Source organism: Streptomyces sp. NPDC005962 (assembly GCF_040629205.1).
In the GTDB taxonomy this organism is placed as follows: Bacteria; Actinomycetota; Actinomycetes; order Streptomycetales; family Streptomycetaceae; genus Streptomyces.
In genome coordinates this window covers 271,289-291,644 of sequence record NZ_JBEXVE010000005.1, presented here as the reverse complement: position 1 = coordinate 291,644, position 20,356 = coordinate 271,289, and the positions used below count along the sequence as shown (strand labels likewise).

The window sequence follows — 20,356 nt, the reverse complement described above, 5'->3', positions numbered from 1 at the left end:
TCGCAGGCCGAGGGCTCGTCTACGGGCCCGGAACCGTTCGACGGGCACCGCGGCGTGGACGCGGGAATAGCAGCGGTAGTGGGCGCTCTGGCGGCGCTTGTCGGAACGCGAATCGGAGGACGATGGGCCGTCGTAATGAGGGGATGGTCGCCGTGGCAAGCCGGATCAGGCTGGAGGACCGGGAGTGCCCGCTGTCCACGACGGTGCAACACGTCGGCGAGTGGTGGACACTGCTGATCCTCCACGACGCCTTCGACGGCTACACCCGCTTCGACCAGTTCCAGGAGAGCCTGGGCATCTCCTCCAGCATGCTCACCACCCGGCTCAAGACCCTTGTCGCGGACGGCCTGTTGGAGCGCCGGCCCTACCAGACCAGCCCCGTCCGGCACGAGTACGTCCTGACCGAACTCGGGCACTCCCTGCGCCCGGTGATCGTCGCCCTGGCCGCCTGGGGCAACTCCCGCCTCACCCGGACGGAGCGCAGCATGATCCTCGTCGACGCGCACAGCGGCGAGGAAGTCGAGCCCGTCGTCGTCGACGCCAAAACCGGCCGCCGACTCGACGACAGCGCCGCCTACGTCTTCACCGCAGGCCCCGCAGCCAGCGACACGATGCGCATCCGCTACGCGACGCGGCCGGCCATTCCCGCGGAAGAGGCGTAGGGCTGCCCGGAAGAGCCTCGTACGGCCCCAGCAGGGCCGGAAGCACGGGCCGTACCTGATCGGCCCGGCGGCACCGGCGGTTCGGCCGGGCGTCGTGTGGCCGGACCGTGAGCGGCAGTTCTCAACGACTCGGGAGGAGTGGCACTCACCGGGCAAGCCGTCACGAGCCTGTGAGCCGCCTCTGTCGAGGGCAGGTCATCTGCGGAGCGGCATACGAGGACCGAACGCTCTGAGGGTCGCGTCGACAAGCGAGTCGGCGTATGCGGCGGTCAGCGGACCGCTGCGGTGCAGCCACCGCTGGAAGAGGGGGGCGTAGAGCACTTCGAGGGCCAGGTCGAGGTCGGCGTCGGCGTCGAGCTGGCCGGCCTCCTGGGCGCTGCGCAAGCGCGCCCTCTTCGCCTCTTCCAGCGGCTGGGCCAGCTTCTCCCGGTACTCGGCCGCCAGCGCGGCATCGTTGGCGATCTCGGTGTTGAGGGCCCGGATCAGCCTGTCGAAGGCCGGGGCGGCGAACTCCTCCGCCGTGGCACGCATGACGAGCTTGAGGTCGGCCTCGAGGTCGCCCGTGTCCGGCAGCGCGACCGACTGCCCGTCCGCATCCTCACTCAGAGCCAGAAGGGCAGCGAAGACGACTGCGCTCTTCGACGGCCACCGCCTGTAGATCGTCTGCTTGCCGACGCCGGCACGGGCAGCGATGGCTTCGACCGTGACCTTCTCGTACGCCTCCTCTGCGACCAGGGCGCGGGTGGCCGCGAGGATTGCCTGCCGGGACCGTTCCTTGCGCCGGGAGTGGTCCGGCCCCTTCTCGTTGGACATGCGTCCAGTCTAGCCTCGAAACGAAACGAGACGGACCGTATTGATAGACCAGGAGCGATGTCCTACACTCAAAACGAATCGATACGAACCGTTTCGTTTACTGAGAGTGAGGCACCATGACGAATGCAAGAGTCTGGCTCATCACCGGCGCGTCCCGCGGCCTGGGCAGGGCTTTCGCCGAGGCCGCCTTGGCGAGTGGCGATCGCGTAGTGGCCGCTGCCCGCAACGTAGAACCCTTGGAGGAACTGACCGAGAAGTACCCCGACCACCTGGCCCCGCTTCCGTTAGATGTCGCCGACCGCCGGACCGTGTTCGACGGAGTGGAGCGGGCGGCAGCCGCGTTCGGCAGGCTGGACGTCGTCGTCAACAACGCCGGCGGAATGCTCTACGGCATGGTGGAGGAAGCCACGGAGGAGCAGATCCGGGCGCATCTGGATGTGAACTTCTTCGGCGCTGTGTGGGTGGCTCAGGCGGTCCTTCCTCACTTGCGCGCCCACGGCGGGGGACGGCTCCTCCAGGTCACCTCGATGGGCAGCGGCGGTGGCATGGCCACCGTCGGCTTCTACGGCGCGGGCAAGGCCGCGCTGGACTCGGTCAGCGAGGCACTGGCAATGGAGGTCGAGGGGTTCGGCATCAAGGTCACCAACGTGCAGATGGGCGGCTACAACACCGGCCTGTTCACCGCCGGCACCACGACCACCGAACCCCTGGCGCAGTATCAGCCCCTGCGCACCGAGATGGAGGCGATGTGGGGCGACGCCGTCGCCCCGGAACCAGACACCGCTGCTCCGGTCATCATGGAGCTGGCCGCACTGCCGGACCCGCCCCGACGGCTGATCGTCGGCAGCCAGTCCTTCGATCACGTCATGGAGATGGACCGGGCCCAAGCGGATCTGTACCGGTCCTGGGAGCACCTCAGCCGTATCGCCCCGGGCTGACCGGGGCCGCGCCACGACGCCCCCGCGCCCGCCCCCGCTGCGCAGTCGCCGGGGCGGGCGCATGCCGAGAAACGCACTGTCCCGGCAGGAGCCGCCGGAGTCGACCGCAGAGCAGACAGGCTGACCTGGCCGACGAGGCCGACTTCCGGCTGATGTACGAGCGTGTCATCCGTGAGGCGCAGACGCGCGAGGATCTCAACGCATATCTGAACGCGATGTCCTTGCGAAAGGTGTGGCACGACCTGTTCCTCCCCGTCCCGGTCAAGACGGCGTGGGAGGCTCGCTTCCCCGCACTCCGCGAACCGGGCGCCACGACCGCGGCCGCCTCGTGGACGAGCTGCACCGCCGACTGATCCGCATCGGGCTGGACGCTCTCGCCGAGGACTACGGATACGCCCTCGCAGGCGGCTACGCCGTCCAGGCCCACCACATCGTCAACCGTGTCAGTGACGATGTGGACCTCTTCGCGCCGTTCGACAGGGCAAGCCGCGAGATGGAGCAAGCCGCGGAGCGGATCACCACTGGCTACGAAGCCGCCGGATACACCGTCGAGAAGAGGCTGCGGCGATTCGCGACACCTTCGGCGCCTGGCAACAGCGACTCCTCTGAACCGCGCTCTGTCGTCACGACGGCCGATCGGCCACATCTCCACGTCCCAGCGCCAGGCGTAGGCGGGCCCGGCCGCCTTGGCGGAAATGTCGTACCCGGGCCTCCGCCTCCCCCGTCACGCTGCGACGGACAACAGCGGCGGTCCGCTCCCCATGCGTGTCCACGCCATCATCCGGCCTGTTCCGGACGCGCTCGATACACAACTGAGCGGTTGCCGCGCCGCGCCTGATACGCGGGAGAGACCCTCCGGAGAGCCGCTGGGTCCAGGCTCGGTGCCGGACGGGGCGGCCGACTGCTGTCCCGCGCACCAGCCCGCCGTAGCGATGGCCGGCGGCAGACGCAAGGGGAGCCGCTCATGCACACGTCGACAGGCCGAAGGGCGGCCGCCGCCCTGACTACGGGGATCGCGCTGGCCGCGACGCTTCTGGCACCCTCATCGGCGCAGGCCGTCCTGGGTGGCACCGAGTCCACCCGGGCCTACTCGTTCATGGGCTCGTTCCAGCCCTCGTACCCCGCCTCGCCGCACCCGGACAAGCACGGCTGTGGGGTGGAGGTCATCGCGCCGCAGTGGGTCCTGACCGCCAGCCACTGCGCCGGCAGGAACCCGACCAATGCGAAGGCGGGTGTCCCGCGTGGCTGGAAGGTCCGGGTCGGGTCACTGGACACCGGCTCCGGCGGCGAGGTCGCCGAGGTCGACCACTACTACCGGCTGGCGACCAGTCGCGATGAGGGCGGGTTCTGGGGCCGGGACGTGGCGTTGATGCATCTGCGGACCCCGGTCCGGGCCAAGCCGGTGCGGATCGCCTCGGACACTCCGCCGGACAACGCGCCCGTCCGCATCATGGGTTGGGGCATGACCTGCGACGACATCAACAACGCGGCGTGTTTCTCTACGCGGTTGCGGGAGGCCGACACCGTGGTGCAGCCGATCTCGAAGTGTCCGTCGGCCGAGCCGGGCGGCGGAGACTTGTGTATCGGTAGCAGCGACGGCAGCGTCACCGCGTCGAACATGGACTCCGGTGGGCCCGCGCTGGTCCGCGACAGCGGCCAGTGGGCGGTGGCCGGTGTGGTCAGTGGCCCCGACGAGAGCGGCAAGACGCTGTACACGGATGTCACCAAGCACGCCGACTGGATCAACGGCATCATCAAGGGTACCGACGTGCCCCCCGATGATCTGATCCCGGACATGGAAGGAACGACGGACCTGAGCGGCTGTGCGGGCTCGGTGGTCCGCACCCCCGCCTCCCGGCCGCAGGACCCGGCGCTGATGCTGACCAACGGTCACTGCGTGCAAGGAGATTGGCCCGCGCCCGGAACCGCGACAGTGGACCAGCCGGCCGACCGCGAAGTGCCCATCGCCGACCGTCAGGGCTATACCCAAGCCACCGCCCGTGCGAATCGCCTGGTGTACGCGACGATGACCGGCACCGACATCGCGCTCTACCGCCTGGACAAGACCTACGCGCAGTTGAAGGCCGAACGCGCGAAAGTCTTCCAACTCGCCTCCGCCCCCGTACGCGCGGGCGACTCGCTGACCGTGGCGTCCGCCGGCCAACGCCACAAGTGCACCGCCGAGGCCGTGGTCCCCCACCTGCGGGAGGGCGGCTACCAGATGGACAACTCGATCCGCTACGCCACGAGCGACAACTGCGCCCCCTGGCACGGCGACTCCGGTTCGGCGCTGCTGGCCCCCGACGGCACCACGGTCGTGGGAATCCACAACACGCACAACGACGACGGCGCGCAATGCACCGACAACAACCCCTGCGAAGTGGGCCCGGACGGGAAGGTGACCTCCCAAAAGGGTCGTAGCTATGGCCAGCAGGTTCACACGATCACGAAGTGCCTGGCCAAGGGATCGAAACTGGACCTGTCCCGCCAGGGCTGCACCCTCACCGGTGCCACGCCCCGGACCCGCTGACTCCGACCGATCGCTGTCACCGGCGAACCCGGCCCAGGCGTAGGCGTAGGCGCGGTGGAGGCAGAATTCGGCAGGGCAGGATGCCCCGTCGCATGATGGACCTCCACCACCTGCGTCCGATGGGGAGAGATGTCGGTTCCAGTGGCCGGGGGGACCGCCCCGGCGCCCGTGACGATCCTGCTCGTCGAGGACGACGAGGTGATCCGCAGATCGGTCACGTTGGCACTGGAGCGCTACGGCTACCGTGTCACCTCCGCCGGTGACGGTCTGACCGGACTCGAACTGTTCCGGGAAGGCCGCCACGACCTGCTGCTGCTGGACGTGATGCTGCCCGCCCTCGACGGCATCGGACTGTGCCGCCGGATCAGAGAGACCAGCATGGACCCGATCCTGATGATGTCCGCGCGCGGCGACGCCCTGGACGTGGTCTCCGGCCTGGAGGCGGGCGCCGACGACTACGTGGTCAAACCCGTCGACACCGCGGTGCTTGTGGCCCGCATCCGCTCGCTGCTGCGGCGGGCGACCTTCAGCCCCGCCGTCGCCCCGGCCGCCCCGGCCGTACCGCAGGACTTCGGTCGCCCGGGCGACCACGCCCCGCTGGTCTTCGGCGACCTGACCATCGACACCGCCGGCCTCGAGGTGTTCCAGGCGGGCGAACCGGTTGTGCTGGCCCCCACCGAGCTGCGGCTCCTGCTGGAGTTCGCCGCGAACCCCGGCATCGTTCTGGACCGGCACATACTGCTGCGCAACGTGTGGGACTACGGCTGGGACGGCGACAGCCGCGTGGTCGACCTGTGCGTCCAGCGGCTGCGGAGGAAGATCGGAGCCGAGCGGATCCAGACCGTCCGCGGGTTCGGCTACAAGTTGCGGCGCTGACGTGGATGTCCTGCGCGACCTGCTGAACTGGCGTTCGCTGCGCTGGAAGATCGCTGCGCTTGTCGCCGTGGCCTGCTGCGCCATCGCGCTGACCGTCGGAGTGCTGGTCCACCGCAGCACCCTGGCCCGGTCGCTGAACGACGGCAGGGCCAAGGCCGTGACGCAGCTGTCCCGAGACCTGCGGGACCACGAGCGGGACGCCACCCCACCCGAGTCCCTTCGGATGTCGCCCGAGGCCATGCCTGTCGAACTGCTGCGCCGGCTCCGGGCCCCGCAGGGTCTGAGGGACGGGTATGCCACCTGGTACGACGGTGACGGCCCCGGGGACCACCCCTCGATGTGGGCCGCGCAGATGTACCGGGGCAGCCCCGTGGCGGTGGAGGTCGACATGACGCCCGACCTGCTCACGCGGCGCGCCCTGGACCGGCACATGTGGAAGTACTCCCTGGTCGCGCTGGCCGTCGTCGTACCACTGTCGGCGCTTGCCGCGGAACTGCCCAACCGCAGGCTGCGGCGGGTGGCGTGGACCGCACGCCGGATCGCGGCCGGTGATCTGGCCGCCAGGACCGCGACCGGACGCGGCAGCGACGAGATCGCCGAGATCTCCGCCACCGTCGATTCGATGGCCGACAGCCTGCTCGGGCGGCTGCTGGCCGAGCAGCGCTTCACCGCCGACGTCGCTCACGAATTGCGCACCCCGCTGATGGGTCTGGTCGTCGCGAGCGGACTGCTCGCCGAGGGGGAGGCCACGGAACTGGTCAGGGACCGGGTCGCGCTACTGCGGACCCTGGTGGAGGACCTGCTGGAGATCTCCCGGCTCGACGCGGGCGCCGAGCGGGCCGACCTCAGACCCGTTCCGCTCGCCGAGGCGGTCGGGGAGTCGCTGGTCCGCACCGGGCTGCAGACACAGCTCACCACGGCCGGCGCCCTGTCCGCCGACACCGACCCGCGCCGGCTCGACAGGATCGTCGCCAACCTGGTCGTCAACGCCCACCGGCATGGTCGCGCACCCGTCGAGGTCGAGGTGGCGGGGACCTGCGTGACCGTACGGGACCACGGCCCGGGCTTCCCCCGCGAGCTACTCGCCGACGGGCCTGGGCGGTTTCGCACCGGGGCGTCGGAACGCGGCCGGGGCCACGGCCTCGGGCTGACCATCGCGCTCGGCCAGGCCCAGGTCATCGGGGCGTCGCTGTCCTTCGCCAACGCGGCCGACGGCGGGGCCGTCGCCACGCTTCGCCTCCCGGCAGCCGACTGACGCGTCACGGAACGCCGCGATAACGGCTTCTGCGGCGGAACCTGGCCGCGAGGCGCCGGGCCAGAAACTCGTTCCCCCCCCTCCGCCGGGATACGGCGGGCCGCCGCCGATTCCCCGGCCAGGCGGCCTGATCGCAGCGGTACGCGGCCCGCAGGACCTGTGCCCCGGCGACATGCTCGCCTTCGCCGGGGACGCCCCACACTTCTACCGCACCGGCACCAAGGCGGTAGACATCACCGTCGTCTTTGCCTCGCCCATCAGCACCTGACGCCACAGATCAGTAATTCGCCGGGGCAACCGAATTACCGCGAAGGCGACTGCGGTACAGGCGTTCCAGACGCGGGCGAGAACGAGCGGTGGGGCCACGGGCGACAGCGGATACCAGGAGCTGTCGCGAGCCGCGATCGGGCCGGGGCGCGGGTCCGGTCGGCTGTCCCGGACCCGCGCTGCTGCGGTGCGTGGGCTCCAGAGAGCCGCCGACCACCGCGTAGGCGATGCGTCGGGGTCAGCCTGATCGCCGTACGGGCCGGAGCCCTGCAGGTCGCCACCCTCAGGCGCAGCTGACGGGTGGGCTTCCGCCCACTGTGGGCACACCCGCCCAACGGGCCCTCTACCGTACGGTCCAGGAAGCGTTGACCAACGTCCGCAAGCACGCCCCTGGCGCCACCGCCACAGTCGAGCTGTGGCAGGACGGCGACGACGCCGGGGTAACCGTCACCAACACCCCGCCCACGCGTCCCTCCCTGGCCCTCCCCGGTTCGCAGCAGGGCTTGGTCGGTCTGCGAGAACGGGCCGAAATCCTGCACGGCACCCTGGAGTCCGGCCCGACCGCCGAGGGCGGCTACCGGGTGCGGCTGCGGATTCCCCTCAGCACGGACTGAGACCGATCAAGCCGGGCATCCCGCGGTGCCCGCGCCCACCGCCGTCCGCTGCTCCAGTACATGGGAGACGGAGTGTCGGAGAGCATCATCGGCCTTTGTGGCCCACTCATTGAACAGCGCCACCGCCTCGGGTCCCGCGCCCTGGGGAGAGCCTGCGTCGAAGGGTGGCTTGGGGTCGTATTCCATGGCCAGCTGTGAGAATTTCGCGGCCTTTTCCCCGAGGATGTGCGCAATGACCGTGAGGCCGAAGTCGATGCCCGCAGTCACGCCGCCGCCGGAGAACCTGTTCCGGTCGATGCACACTCGCTCCGTCGACACCGCGACGCCCAGCCGTGCCAGATGGTCACGGGTGGACCAGTGCGTTGCCGCGCGATAGCCGTCGAGCAGCCCGGCCGCGGCGAGGGCGAGTGATCCGGTACAGACCGAGGTGACGTACGAGGCCGTCGCACCGCGGTCGGCCAGAAAGGCGATGGCCGCGCTGTCGAGCATCACCTTGTCGACGGACCCTCCGGGCACGAACAGGATGTCCAGTCGGGCGGGGCAGTCATCGAATGTGACGGTCGGCGTGATGGTCACTCCGGTGTCGGAGACAACCGGTTCAAGTGTCTTGGATATCAGGTGGACCTTCATGCCCGCGCCCCAGAAGGCCGTGTGCGGACCGATGAAATCCAGTGTGGTGTGGTCGTTGAAAAGAAGCATACCGACTTCCAACGGCCGTTCGGTTCCAGCGTTATTCTCTTCGCTCATACCGACCACGCTAGTTGTCGAAATATCTCTGATCGAGTGGCAGCTCTGACAGGAAGCGCTATTTTTCTGCCATGCAGTCCTCTACGCTTACCGCCGGCGTGCCCCACACCGTTGCTGTCCTGGTTCTGGAGGGTGTAGTGACCTTCGACCTGGGAGTCCCACTGCTGGTGTTCGGCGCCCTGCCCGATGACTACCGCATCGTCCTCTGCGCACCCGAGCCGGGAGCCGTGTGCAGTTTCGATGGCTTCTCACTGAACGTCAGCCATGGACTCGACGCTCTGGCGCAGGCCGACACTGTCGTCGTCCCTGGCTATGACATCGACAAGCCCGTCGCGGCCGCAGCGCTGGAGGCGTTGCGCAAGGCCCATGTCGACGAGGCGCGCATCGTGTCCATTTGCAGTGGTGTCTTCGCTCTTGCCGAGGCCGGCCTGCTCGACGGGCTGACCGCCACGACACACTGGCGGGCGGTGGACCGCCTTGCCCGACACCACCCCGCCGTACTCATCGATCCGGACGTTCTCTACATCGACCACGGCCAGATTCTTACCTCCGCCGGCGCCTCCGCAGGGATCGACCTGTGCCTCCACATCATCCGCCGTGACCACGGCGCGGCCGCCGCCAACACCGCGGCTCGGCTCGCGGTCGCGGCGCCACACCGTACCGGTGGTCAGAGCCAGTACATCAAGCGGTCCATACCTCACACGTCCGGGCAGTCACTCGCCCGAACCCGGGAGTGGGCACTGGCTCACCTCGGCGAACCGCTGCCGGTCCGCCGACTGGCGAAACATGCGGTCTTGTCGGAGCGCACCTTCGCCCGACGCTTCGTGGAAGAAGTCGGCGTATCTCCAGCACAATGGCTGCTGACCGCTCGCATCGACCTCGCCAAACAGCTTCTCGAATCCGGTGACCACAGCATCGACGAGGTCGCCCGGCGCGTCGGCCTCGGCACCGCCGCAAACCTCCGCGCCCGCTTCCACAAAGCCACCGGCACCAGCCCAACCGCCTACCGCCAGACCTTCACCCGCCGCTGAGAGCCTGTCGGGTGGCCGGTTACGGAGTTGGCGTATCCGCCGCCGGCCCACACCAGACTGATCGTGGGGATTTCTCTTCCGCCCCGTCGTTCACTTGCCCGCATCGAATCCACGCGCCTCGCCACCTTCGCTGGTCAGGGAGGAGTGGCATTCTGACGCACATGCTGAACTACAACCTCGCCGTCCCCGATGTGGATGATGCCGGTGTCCTGTCCGCCCTGGTGGCTGAGGGCGATGAGCTTGACGTCCTGGTCAGGGCCGTGGACGACTGGTCCAGACCGACGCCGGCACCGGGCTGGACGGTCGCCCACCAGATAGCCCATCTCGCGTGGGCGGACGCGAACGCACTCAGCGCCTTAACCACACCGGACGCGTTCGGCGCCGAGCTCGAGCGGGCAGAAGCCGAAGGCAGCGGATACGCCGACAAGGCCGCCGCCGCGGGAGCGGCCAAACCCCGGTCGCTACTCCTGGACGAGTGGCGAGCCGGTCGAGCGGAACTGGCGGCGGCACTGCGCGACACGCCATGGGACCACGCATTCCCCTGGTACATGTCGAAGGTGAGCCCGGCCCTCATGGTGCCCCTTCGTCTGATGGAAACCTGGGCACACGGGCAGGACGTCTTCGACGCGGTGGGCGTCGCGCACCACCCGACGGATCGGCTGAAGCACGTGGCTTCGCTGGGGGTGCTGGGACGGGAGCTTTCCTTCGCCGCCGTCGGACTGCCCGCGCCGGTGGAGCCCTTCCGCGTCGAGCTGACAGCTCCTGACGGACGGACCTGGGTGTGGGGCCCCGAGGCTGCCGCGCAACGGGTACAGGGCAGCGCCATGGACTTCTGCCTGCGTGTCACCCGGCGTCGCCCCTGGCCCGAGACCGACATAACGGCGACCGGCGAGGACGCACAGAAGTGGCTGGAGGTGGCGCGCGTCTTCCTCTGAGAGCGTGTCGGGTGGCTGGTCATGCGCGATGTGTGACGGTCGCGATCTGCCCTCCAGCCCCCACATCGCCCGGTACCCGGAGCATCAGCGGCACCTCGATCGAAAGCGTGCTTCTGGAGCACCGCACTCATACGCCCCGCCGTCCTGAGCGCGGTGCTCCAGACCGGGCCACCAGGTCGTTCAGGTCCCAGAACCACGAGCCGCGCTCTCCCGGCGCGCGCATCAGCATGGCCATCGAACTTCCCTGGATCTCCTGCGTTGCCCTGCCGTGAACTCCGGGGCGTGGCCCTACTGCGGTGTGCGGTACGGAGGAATTACCCGCACCTGTCCACCCCGCTCAGCGATCCATGCCTCGAGTTCGGTGCCGGTCAGTTCTCGGGGCGATTCGCCGCTGAAGACGGTGACCGGCCCGAAAACGGTGCCTGTCAGGCCACGCATCACCGTGGAGTCGTCGCCCGAGAGGTCAGCTCCCCGGAAGTCGCGTTCTATGCCATTGAGGTTGTATTCCTCCGAGGCGAGCCATTCCCGCAGTTGCCGCGTGGCCCAGGGCCAGCGGCCGGGGGCTTTTGTTCCGCTTGTTTCTCACTGGCGTCCGTCGCTCTTCATCAGGGGATCACTTCGCGCGGGCAGCGCGTCGGAGGGCCCGCCGCTCATGCGCAGCCGCTCGACCAGGAGGGGCAGCCCGACGACGACTATCAACCACACCTGCACGTAGAGCCGGTCGCCCTCCAGCGCCACCGGGTGGGCCGCGGACGTCAGCAGGCCCGTACCCCCCACGGCGATCAGGCAAAGCGCGATGGGCACCGAGCGGCTCATCGCGCCCCAGGTGCCCAGAACCAAGAGCAGGAGCAGAGAGGGGGCCAATGCCTCTCTCTGTAGCCACTGCCACCAGTAGTTGGCATCGAGCCGGACCAACAGCCGCCATGGGTTGGTGACTTCGGAATATGTCCAGTGGAGGGAGAAGGTGTCCTGGAGCGAAGCCTCCACTCCGGGCAACCGGAGCACCCTGCTCATCGCAAAGGCGACCAGGGACTCGAAGAGCGAGACGATGAGCAGGCAGCGCGTGCCCTTGTGCCGGGCCTGTGGAACGAACATCAGCGCCATGGCACCCGCCGCTACCAGGCATGGCCCCATCAGGACGAAGCTTGAGTACTTGACCGCGAAACCCAGCGCGAAGGCCCCCACGGACAGCAGAGCCCCGGCCACCCACCGCCCCTGGCACAGCCACACCGCCCCGAGCAGCATGGCCACCATGAGGGCAAGCACCGGACCTTCCGTCATAGGCCGACTGCCCCACAGCCCTATGGGCGTGACGTAGTACAGGCACTGACCGAGCCATGTCACCGGAGGCGGTGCACGCAGCGCGCGCAGGAGCACCAGGACCAACAGCCCTCCGAGCGCCGTGAAACCCAGGGCGACGGCCGTCAGCCCCGCCTTGGCCCCCAGGAGCCAGACGAACGGTGCGGACAGCAGTGGATAGGCGGGACGAGCGTGAAAGATCGCCTCGTACTGCGGATTGCTGGGGTTGAGGCCATCCGCATACTGAGTCAGGCAGTCCTGGAACTCATTGCGGCGCACCGGGGCCCGGAACTCGATCTGATGCAGCATCCGGTTTCGCTGAAGCATCGCCGCGGTGTCCGCGCAGTAGGCCCGCAGCGCTTTGTCCTGGGCTTCCCCGTGGGGGGCGCCCAAGAACTCGTACGCAGAGCGAGCGTAGCGGTATGAGTCGTTGGCGAAGCGCGTGCTCGGATAGGCGAAGACATGCAATAACACGAATACGACGACCGTCAGCAACGGGACGATCTTGTGTATTCGACTCATGACATACACCCTAAATGCGAACAAACTGGGCGACATCTTGAATCGTCCACCAGGGTCTTCCTTCGGGTCCGAACCAGGCGGTGTGCGGTCCGGGGGGCGGCCGGAATCGCGGAGCGGCCGCCCCCGTTGACGTCGGCTGTTACTGCTTGGGCATCAGCACGCTGTCGATGATGTAGACGGTGGCGTTGGCGGTCCTCACGTTGCCGCAGACCACCTTCGCGGAGTCGTCGACCTGGTAGGACTCGCCGGAGCCGGAGGTGGTCAGCTTGGACTTCTCCAGGGTCGGGAAGGAGCCGTTCGCCAGGTCCTTCGGAGCGAGCTTCTCACCCACGACGTGGTGCGTGAGGATCTTCGTCAGCTGGGCCTTGTCGTTCAGGACCTTGTCCAGGTCGGCCTTGGGGATCTTGTCGAAGGCGTCGTTGGTCGGTGCGAACACCGTGATGTTCTCGGCGTTGTTGAGCGTGTCGACCAGGCCGGCCTTCTTGACCGCGGTGACGAGCGTCGAGAGGGCGGGGTTATGGGAAGCGGCGGTGGCGACAGGGTCCTTGGCCATGCCGTCGAAGGAACCGGCCCCGTTCTTGGGCACCGACGCGCAGGCCGGGCCGAACGGCTTGGCCATGGTGGCCATGTCGTCCGAGGCGGTCTCGCTCGGCTTGGCCGACGGCGCCGAGGACTTCGAGCCGGAGGCGCTGTCGTCGCTGTCGCTGCCCGAACAGGCCGTCAGGGCCAGCGGCAGCAGCGCGGCCGTGGCCAGAACCAGGGATGCGCGGCGGGTGCGGCGGGAGGTGGTGTTCATGGTTGCTCCTTGTGTTCGTTGGTGTGGTGCGGGGTCGCGACTGGGCGGGGAAGGGCTGGTCAGTCGACGGTGACCACCACCGAATGCCACCCGCTGGCGCCGTCGGGGATGGTGCGGGTCCGTTTCTGGGTCTGGGTCCGGCCCGTGCGGTCGGTGGCGCGGACGGTGAGCGTGTGGCCGCCCGGGGTGGCCTGCCAGGGGAAGGACCACTGGCGCCAGGTGTCCCGGGTGTCCTCCGCGGCCAGATCGGCCTCGCGCCAGGGCTCGTCGTCCACCCGGACCTCGACCTTGTCGATCCCGCGGTGCTGGGCCCAGGCCACCCCGGCGACCATCACCGGGCCGGGCTCGGGGCGCGCGAAGGGCTTGGGGGTGTCGATCCGCGACTCGGTCTTGACCGGCGCCCGGCGCGCCCAGTTCCGCTTCACCCAGTACGGGTCGTAGGCGTCGAACGTCGTCAGTTCGAGTTCCTTGATCCACTTACAGGCGGAGACGAACCCGTACAGGCCCGGCACCACCATCCGCGCCGGGAAACCGTGCGCGAACGGCAGCGGCTCTCCGTTCATCCCGAGGGCGAGCAACGCGTCGCGGCCGTCCATCACGTCGTCGACCGGGGTGCCGATCGTCATCCCGTCCACCGACCTCGCCACCAGCTGGTCGGCCGGGCCGCCCTTGGACGGGGGTTTCACGCCGCATTCGGTCAGCAGATCGGCCAGGCGTACCCCGATCCATCGGGCGTTGCCCGCGTACGGTCCGCCGACCTCGTTCGAGACGCAGGTCAAGGTGATGTCCCGCTCGGTCAGGGGCATCCGCAGCAGGTCCTGATAGGAGAGCGTCATCTCGCGGGTGACGCCCCTGCCGTGGATGCGCAGGCTCCAGGAAGTGGCGTCGACCCGGGGCACCACCAGGGCGGTGTCGACCCGGTAGAAGTCGTGGTTGGGCGTGATGAACGGGCTGACGCCCGCGACGCGCAGCGCGGCGCGCTTGGGTATGGGCGCCGCCGCCGAGGCGGGGGCGGGCAGGACGATCCGGTTGCGGGAGGCGACCGCGTTCCGGCCGTGTGCGGCGTTGAGTGAGCGGCCCAGCGCGCCCGCTCCCGTCGACGCGGCCGCGGCGGCGGTCGCGGCGATGACGAAGCCGCGCCGGTCCCATGCGCGCAGGCCGTCTTCACCGGGCCGGGCGCCTTCACCAGCCCGGGCGGCCGGGGCGTCGGTTCGCGCGGCTGGGGCGTCGGCTCGCGCGGCCGGGGCATCGGTGCGCGCGGCCGGGCCGGTGTCCGTCGCGTCGCGCTCTCGTACGGGCCCTCGGGCAGTGGCCGGACGGCCGCGCTGTGGGAGGTGTCCGGCCAGCCAGTGGAGGAGCGCCGCCCCCGCCACGGCGCCGGCCACCGACGGCAGCGCGTCGGCGGCGCTCGTGGAGTCGGGCCGGCCGGTCGCCGCCAGCGCGCCGACGAGGCCGAACAGCAGGACTCCGGCCGCGCCGGTGCGCCGGTGGCGAGCGGCCACGACGCCGAGGGCGATCGCGAGGAGGGTGAGTACGGCGAGGATGCCCAGCTGGAGTACGAGCTTGTCGTCCGTCCCGAAGTGGCGGATCGCCCAGTCCTTCACCGAGGGCGGGGTCCGGTCGATCGCCGCGCCGCCCACCGCGATCACCGGACCCGCCTCGGGACGCACCCCGGCCGACACCAGCTCGGCCACCGTGAGCGCGGCGTAGCCCGCCAGCAGACCGCTCAACGGGCCCAGCCCGGCAAGCCGCAGCACTTTCCGGCGCTTTGATGTCGTCAGTTCATCGCTCACACGGGGAATCCGGTGCCGCGACCTGCGCGGATTGGTCATTCACCCGTTCGAGGGAATGGGCATTTCCCCACCAATCCAAGGTGCCGGTAACTCCGAAGAATTTCTGCTCCATGTGGCGTCGGGGCGGCGTCGTGGCCACCTCATGACGCAGTGAATTACTCGGCGGCCCATCCGAAAACTCTTTGGGCACGATGGTCCGGCCCGACCAATCCGCTCCGCGCCCGGCGCCGAAGCACTTGCTGTTCAGACCCACAATCCGGAGGTGTCCATGCGTGTGGCAGCACGCGGCGACCGATCGGCGGCACCGGGTCCCGGTGCGCTGGAGTCGTTGCTCGAACGGGTGGCGCGGGGCGACGAAGAGGCGTTCGAGACGGTGTACTCGACGGTGGCCGGCGCGGTTCTGGGCCTGGTGCGCAAGGTGGTGCGCGACCCGGCCCAGTCGGAGGAGGTGGCGCAGGAGGCCCTGATCGACGTCTGGCGTCACGCCGCCCGGTTCGACCCGGGCCTCGGCAGCGCCATGACGTGGATCATCACGCTGGCCCACAGACGTGCCGTGGACCGGGTGCGCTCCGCGCAGGCCGCGACGGACCGCGAGCACAAGGTCGCGGCTCGGGACTACAGCCCCTTGTTCGACGAGGTCAGCGAGCGGGTGGAGCGGCGTCTGGAGCGTGAGCAGGTACGCCGCTGCCTGGATCAGCTCACCGAGTTGCAGCGGGAGTCGGTGACGCTCGCCTACTACCGCGGCTACACGTACCGGGAGACCGCCGAGCTGCTGGGGGCGGCGTTGGGGACCGTCAAGACCCGGCTGCGGGACGGGCTGATCCGTCTTCGCGACTGCCTGGGGGTGTCGTCATGACCACGGAGGATCTGCACACGCTGACGGGCGCCTACGCACTCGACGCGCTGACCGGGCGCGAGGCGGCGGAGTTCGACCGTCATCTGGCGGGGTGCGACGCCTGCGCGCAGGAGGTCCGGGAGCTGCGGGCGACTGCGGCCCGGCTGGCGCGGGCGGTAGCGGAGGAACCGCCCGCCCGGCTCCGGGCGAAGGTGATGGCGGCGCTGCCCGAGGTCCGGCAGCTTCCGCCGGAAGTCCGCAAGGCGCCGATGGTGTCCCTGGCGGCCCGGCGGCGGTGGCTGCGGATGCGGCTGCCGTATCTGGTGACCGCGGCCTGTCTGGCGCTGACGGTGGTGGCGGGCGGCCTGGTCCTGGACGCCCGTCACGACGCCGACGGGCAGCGGGCCCGGACCGACCGGGCCGAGCGTCGGGCGGACGGGCTGAGCGCGCTCATGGCGGCGTCGGACACCACCTTCCGTGCCACCGCGCTCAAGGGCGGTGGCAGCGGCACGGTGGTCGTCTCCCGGCGGCTGGGCCGGGCGGCGTTCGTCTACCACGGCCTGCCGACGCTGCGGAAAGCCGGTGTGTACGAGCTGTGGTACAGCCGCAACGGCAGGATGGTCCCCGCGGGGCTCCTCGAACCCGGTCGCGCCACGGGCGCGGTGTTCCTCACCGGCGGTCCGCACGGGGCGGACGGTGTCGGCGTCACGGCGGAACCGCGGGGCGGTTCCGCGAAGCCGACCAGTGCGCCGCTGGCCGTCGTGCCTCTGTGACCTGCGGGCCCGCAGACGCGCGGGTCCGCAGACGCGCGGGCCTGCGCGGACCGCTCCGTTCCCTGACCAATCCGCTCCGCCCTCGCCCCCCGGGGACTTTCAGCTCGCCCGCTTCAAGGCAGACCCCGCGAACCAGGGGCGGATCATGGACCGCCGCCTGTGGGCCTGGACCCGGCACCCGAACTACTTCGGCGACTTCCTCGTGTGGTGGGGCCTGTTCACCCTGGCCTGCGGTACGTGGCAGGCTGCCGCCGTATCGGTCGTCTCGCCCCTGGTGATGTCATACCTGTTGACGCGGGGCAGCGGACAGCGGCTGCTGGAGAACCACCTGGCCGACCGCCCCGGGTACGCCGAGTACACCGCTCGGACCAGCGGGTTCTTCCCGCTGCCGCCGCACCGGGACAGGCCCGGGAGGGGAACGGAACGATGAGCGAAGACGAAGCCCCCGCGGGCCCCGCGGCGCCGGGCCCCGCGTCGCCGGATGCCGCGTCGCCGGACGCCGACCGCGTACAGCGCGCATCCCACCGTCCGCTGATCGTGCACGGCCAGCCGTCCGCCCCACGCGCCGCGGTGGTCTTCCTGCACGGAGGGAAGGCGGACGGCCTCGCCCCTCCCCCGCCGCTCAACCTGCCGGCCCTGCGGATGCGCCCCTTCCGCACCGCGATATCGCGCACCCTGGACGAACGGGGACTGGTGCTCGCCTCCGTGCGCTACCGGTGCCGAGGGTGGAACGGACCACGCGCCGACGCCGCGCACGACGCCCGCGGCGCCCTCGACCAGCTCACCGGACCCACCGGGCTCGCCCCCGGCCTGCCGGTCGTCCTGGTCGGCCACTCCATGGGCGGCCGCGCGGCGCTCCTGGCCGGGGGACACCCCTCGGTGCTGGGCATCATCGCGCTCGCACCGTGGTGCCCGCCGAACGAACCGGTCGCCCATCTACGCGGCAAAGCCATCGCCGTCCTGCACGACGAGCACGACCGGATCACCGAAGCCGAGCACTCCTGGCTCTTCGCCGAGCGGGCCCGGCACGCGGGCGCCCGGGCCCACACGATCGCGATGCGGCGCGGCGGCCACACCATGCTCCGCGACGCCCGCCACTGGCACCAGCTCACCACGGACCTGGTCGGAGCCATCCTGAACCGGACCCCGTTGCCGTCCCACGGCACACACTGCGGATGCGCTGCCGACCACGCATGAGAGGGCCAATGTCCGCCCCGACAGGCGCTTGCACCCACAAGGCGGCCTCCAGCCCCTGCGGAGCTCAGCGCGCGGTCGTCCATCTGATCCACGGTGGCGACGGGCCACCCAGGGGCCGACTCCCTGCCCGACCCTCGAATCCGGGGCACGGTTGCGGTGGATCAGTTCGTCCTCAACTGCGGTTTCCAGGATGGCTTTCACCAGCCGGTACGACTTGGCGACGGTCGTTTCCCCGGTGGCCTTCAGCCGCTCAGCGCGCCACGTGCGCACTCTGGGCGGGGTGACTCCGGGCGTGGCCCTACTGCGGTGTGCGGTACGGAGGAATTACCCGCACCTGTCCACCGCGCTCAGCGATCCATGCCTCGAGTTCGGTGCCGGTCAGTTCTCGGGGCGATTCGCCACTGAAGACGGTGACCGGCCCGAAAACGGTGCCTGTCAGGCCACGCATCACCGTGGAGTCGTCGCATTTGATCTGAAAGATGTTCTCGGCAAGGACGGCATCGGTCAGGTCCGCCCCCCTCATATCGGTGTCGATCAGCGAAGCAGCGAGGAACCGCGTTGCGTGGAAGCTCGCTCCCGACGCGTCGGTACCGTACAGCGAAGCCCCGACCATGTCCGTCCCGTCGAGCCGCGCCGATCGGAGCACGGCCTCGTCCAGGTTCGCCTTGACGAGATCCGCTCCGGTCAGATCCGCCCCGGTCAGATCCGCCGACCGAAGGTCGGCCCGGTAGAAGGACGCGCCGACAAGTCGCACCCCCACGAGGACCGCATCGGTGAACCATGCCTGCGAGAAGTCCCCGCCCGAGAGGTCAGCTCCCCGGAAGTCGCGGTCTATGCCATTGAGGTTGTATTCCTCCGAGGCGAGCCATTCCCGCAGTTGCCGCGTGGCTTCCGGATCGGCCGGGAGCACAGTCGGCTTCCAGTTCTTATCGCTACCAGATGACACGATCTCCCCCACCACGGCTTTCAACGACATCCTTGATTCTGTCGATTACGCCAACAGTCCACGCGCTCAACGACCGAGGCCCAGCACCGATCGCCGGGCCGGTGAGCGCCCCGTTGCCCAGGAAATGGTCAGGAAGGCGTGAACTCGTACTGGAGCTCGTAGAGGTGACCCGCCTTGGCCATGACCGTGGCCTCGATTGGGCGCTCGTCGTCGCTGTACACCACCCGGAGCGTGCGCAGCACCGGAAGATTGCCGGGCAGGCCGAGCACTGTGTACTGCTCCTGCGTCGGTACGCGGGCGGAGACCTTGTCGACGCTGAGGCGGGGCGGGTAGCCCAGTTCCGCGAGGAGGGCCGGGGTGCCGCCCTTGATCTTGCGGCGGTCCATCATCGCCGTTCCGCGGGCCAGTTCCAGCGGGTAGTAGGACTTCACCAGTTCCACCGGTTCGTCATCCATGAGCAACACCTGCGTGCGTAGCAGCGCGGTGCCGTCCTCCGGGAGCCGCAGCGCTTCGGCGACATCGGTGGGCGGCCGGACCTCGGCCACGTCGAGGAGTCGGCCGCTTCCGCGCGTCTGGTGACTGGCGGCCTCGCTGATCCACCGGTACGGCTGACCGGGCGCGGCCGGGGCCATGTATGAGGCGGGGCGCATGGTGCGCTGCCGGTGCTCGCGTACGGTGACGGCCGCTCCGGCGCGGCCAACCGCCAGGCCCTCATCCTTCAGTAGCTGCAGTGCCTTCTGGACGGTCGCGTTCGAGGCGTCGAACCGTTCCTTGAGCTGCGCGGTGGACGGCAGGTTCGCGCCGAGGCGGAGGTCACCCGACATGATCTCGTCCCGTAGATCGGCGGCGATCCGCTCGTGCAGCGAGCGCCGGTCGACGGCGTCCTGTTCGGCCTTGGGCACGGTCATCCCATCGTGAGTTCGTAGCGCAGACGCTGCCGGTGGGCGGGCATGGTGATCAAGTCGGCCTGGATGGCCCGCTCGTCCCGGTCGAGGACGACGCGCTCCAGCCGCAGCACGGGCTCGTCGGCGGCGGTCCGCAACAGTTCCCGCTCTTCCTCATCGGGCATCCGGGCCGTCACGTCTTCCTGCACGCGCTGCCCCACGAACCCCAGTTCGGCGAGCAACGCCATCGCTCCGCCGCGGATCTTCGCGGTGCCCGCGAGCGCGGTACCGGCCGCGATGTGGGCCGGGTAGTAGGAGTCGGTCAGCTCGCACGGCTGCTCGTCCAGGTACATGATCCGCCGCCGCACGACGACCCGTTCCCCCTCCGCAAGCCCGAGCAGTCGGGCCACCGCCTCCGGCGCGGGCGCTTCCCCCGCTCCCACGATCCGCTGCGTGCCCCGACGGCCACGCGCCGCGGCTTCCTGCCCCCACACGTCACCCTGCCCTCCGGCAGTCGGCCGCAGATAAGGCATCGAGGTACTGACCCACGCGTCGCCAGGCACCGAACCCCTCCTAAGGGCTTGATCGGACTCGCCAACCTTGCCGCTTTACACGGTAAGAGGCGAGTTACAACCTTCTCTGC

19 protein-coding genes and 3 pseudogenes are annotated in these 20,356 nt (G+C 69.7%); 13 read left to right on the top strand and 9 right to left on the bottom strand.

What is annotated here, in order from left to right:
• The first annotated feature begins 143 nt into the window (after positions 1-143).
• Positions 144-662: a helix-turn-helix domain-containing protein gene (locus ABZ370_RS11640; RefSeq protein WP_358619223.1), complete on the top strand. Its 519-nt coding sequence runs from the start codon at positions 144-146 to the stop codon at positions 660-662.
• Positions 663-857: 195 nt separating this feature from the next.
• Here ABZ370_RS11640 and ABZ370_RS11635 read toward each other — a convergent pair whose 3' ends face one another.
• A complete protein-coding gene (locus ABZ370_RS11635) occupies positions 858-1,475 on the bottom strand; it encodes a TetR/AcrR family transcriptional regulator (protein WP_358619222.1) in 618 nt (205 codons plus the stop codon).
• A gap of 116 nt (positions 1,476-1,591) precedes the next feature.
• On the opposite strand from ABZ370_RS11635, the gene ABZ370_RS11630 reads away from it, so the two are divergent.
• From ABZ370_RS11630 to ABZ370_RS11605, 6 genes and pseudogenes are all read left to right on the top strand, one after another.
• Positions 1,592-2,413, top strand: a complete 822-nt coding sequence (locus tag ABZ370_RS11630; RefSeq protein ID WP_358619220.1) for an SDR family NAD(P)-dependent oxidoreductase — start codon at positions 1,592-1,594, stop codon at positions 2,411-2,413.
• A gap of 152 nt (positions 2,414-2,565) precedes the next feature.
• Entirely contained in the window at positions 2,566-2,766 is a 201-nt protein-coding gene (locus ABZ370_RS11625) for a hypothetical protein (RefSeq protein ID WP_358619218.1), read from the top strand.
• A 611-nt stretch (positions 2,767-3,377) separates the two neighbouring features.
• Positions 3,378-4,943 carry a serine protease gene (locus ABZ370_RS11620; protein ID WP_358619216.1) on the top strand — a complete coding sequence of 522 codons (1,566 nt, stop codon included), beginning with the start codon at positions 3,378-3,380 and terminating at the stop codon, positions 4,941-4,943.
• 129 nt (positions 4,944-5,072) lie between these two features.
• Positions 5,073-5,819, top strand: a complete 747-nt coding sequence (gene cseB, locus ABZ370_RS11615) for a two-component system response regulator CseB (RefSeq protein ID WP_358619214.1) — start codon at positions 5,073-5,075, stop codon at positions 5,817-5,819.
• A gap of 1 nt (position 5,820) precedes the next feature.
• A complete protein-coding gene (locus ABZ370_RS11610) occupies positions 5,821-7,074 on the top strand; it encodes a HAMP domain-containing sensor histidine kinase (RefSeq protein WP_358619213.1) in 1,254 nt (417 codons plus the stop codon).
• A gap of 557 nt (positions 7,075-7,631) precedes the next feature.
• A pseudogene (locus ABZ370_RS11605) lies at positions 7,632-7,955 on the top strand (ATP-binding protein); the annotation flags it as partial.
• Between the two features lie 6 nt (positions 7,956-7,961).
• Here the strand turns inward: ABZ370_RS11605 and ABZ370_RS11600 are convergent.
• Complete coding sequence (locus tag ABZ370_RS11600) at positions 7,962-8,702, bottom strand: DJ-1/PfpI family protein (RefSeq protein ID WP_358619211.1); 741 nt, start codon at positions 8,700-8,702, stop codon at positions 7,962-7,964.
• Positions 8,703-8,773: 71 nt separating this feature from the next.
• On the opposite strand from ABZ370_RS11600, the gene ABZ370_RS11595 reads away from it, so the two are divergent.
• Complete coding sequence (locus tag ABZ370_RS11595) at positions 8,774-9,733, top strand: helix-turn-helix domain-containing protein (RefSeq protein ID WP_358619209.1); 960 nt, start codon at positions 8,774-8,776, stop codon at positions 9,731-9,733.
• A 161-nt stretch (positions 9,734-9,894) separates the two neighbouring features.
• Complete coding sequence (locus ABZ370_RS11590) at positions 9,895-10,668, top strand: TIGR03084 family metal-binding protein (RefSeq protein ID WP_358619208.1); 774 nt, start codon at positions 9,895-9,897, stop codon at positions 10,666-10,668.
• Positions 10,669-11,250: 582 nt separating this feature from the next.
• On the opposite strand, the gene ABZ370_RS11585 is transcribed toward ABZ370_RS11590, so the two are convergent.
• The 3 genes from ABZ370_RS11585 to ABZ370_RS11575 all read right to left on the bottom strand — a co-directional run bounded on the left by ABZ370_RS11585 (position 11,251) and on the right by ABZ370_RS11575 (position 15,117).
• On the bottom strand, positions 11,251-12,489 hold the full coding sequence (locus tag ABZ370_RS11585; RefSeq protein WP_358619206.1) for a hypothetical protein: 1,239 nt from the start codon (positions 12,487-12,489) through the stop codon (positions 11,251-11,253).
• Positions 12,490-12,628: 139 nt separating this feature from the next.
• Positions 12,629-13,285 (bottom strand): fasciclin domain-containing protein, encoded by a 657-nt coding sequence (locus ABZ370_RS11580; RefSeq protein WP_358619204.1) that lies wholly within the window; start codon positions 13,283-13,285, stop codon positions 12,629-12,631.
• 59 nt (positions 13,286-13,344) lie between these two features.
• Positions 13,345-15,117 carry a molybdopterin-dependent oxidoreductase gene (locus tag ABZ370_RS11575; protein WP_358619203.1) on the bottom strand — a complete coding sequence of 591 codons (1,773 nt, stop codon included), beginning with the start codon at positions 15,115-15,117 and terminating at the stop codon, positions 13,345-13,347.
• Positions 15,118-15,346: 229 nt separating this feature from the next.
• Here ABZ370_RS11575 and sigK point away from each other — a divergent pair, with 229 nt between their 5' ends.
• The 4 genes and pseudogenes from sigK (at position 15,347) to ABZ370_RS11555 (ending at position 17,883) form a co-directional block, all read left to right on the top strand.
• Positions 15,347-15,934 carry an ECF RNA polymerase sigma factor SigK gene (gene sigK, locus ABZ370_RS11570; RefSeq protein ID WP_358619202.1) on the top strand — a complete coding sequence of 196 codons (588 nt, stop codon included), beginning with the start codon at positions 15,347-15,349 and terminating at the stop codon, positions 15,932-15,934.
• Complete coding sequence (locus ABZ370_RS11565) at positions 15,931-16,686, top strand: anti-sigma factor (protein ID WP_358619200.1); 756 nt, start codon at positions 15,931-15,933, stop codon at positions 16,684-16,686. The genes sigK and ABZ370_RS11565 overlap by 4 nt, the downstream gene beginning before the upstream one ends.
• 91 nt (positions 16,687-16,777) lie before the next feature.
• Positions 16,778-17,116, top strand: a pseudogene (locus ABZ370_RS11560) (DUF1295 domain-containing protein); the annotation flags it as partial.
• Positions 17,113-17,883 (top strand): alpha/beta hydrolase, encoded by a 771-nt coding sequence (locus tag ABZ370_RS11555; RefSeq protein WP_358619198.1) that lies wholly within the window; start codon positions 17,113-17,115, stop codon positions 17,881-17,883. The pseudogene ABZ370_RS11560 and the gene ABZ370_RS11555, both read left to right, overlap by 4 nt.
• A 56-nt stretch (positions 17,884-17,939) precedes the next feature.
• On the opposite strand, the pseudogene ABZ370_RS11550 reads toward ABZ370_RS11555, so the two are convergent.
• From ABZ370_RS11550 to ABZ370_RS11535, 4 genes and pseudogenes are all read right to left on the bottom strand, one after another.
• A pseudogene (locus tag ABZ370_RS11550) lies at positions 17,940-18,168 on the bottom strand (site-specific integrase); the annotation flags it as partial.
• A gap of 13 nt (positions 18,169-18,181) precedes the next feature.
• A complete protein-coding gene (locus ABZ370_RS11545; protein ID WP_358619196.1) occupies positions 18,182-18,859 on the bottom strand; it encodes a pentapeptide repeat-containing protein in 678 nt (225 codons plus the stop codon).
• Positions 18,860-18,957: 98 nt separating this feature from the next.
• Positions 18,958-19,737 carry a GntR family transcriptional regulator gene (locus ABZ370_RS11540; RefSeq protein ID WP_358619194.1) on the bottom strand — a complete coding sequence of 260 codons (780 nt, stop codon included), beginning with the start codon at positions 19,735-19,737 and terminating at the stop codon, positions 18,958-18,960.
• Positions 19,734-20,276, bottom strand: coding sequence for a UTRA domain-containing protein (locus ABZ370_RS11535; RefSeq protein ID WP_358619192.1), 543 nt, complete (start codon positions 20,274-20,276; stop codon positions 19,734-19,736). The genes ABZ370_RS11540 and ABZ370_RS11535 overlap by 4 nt, the downstream gene beginning before the upstream one ends.
• Between the last annotated feature and the right edge of the window lie 80 nt (positions 20,277-20,356).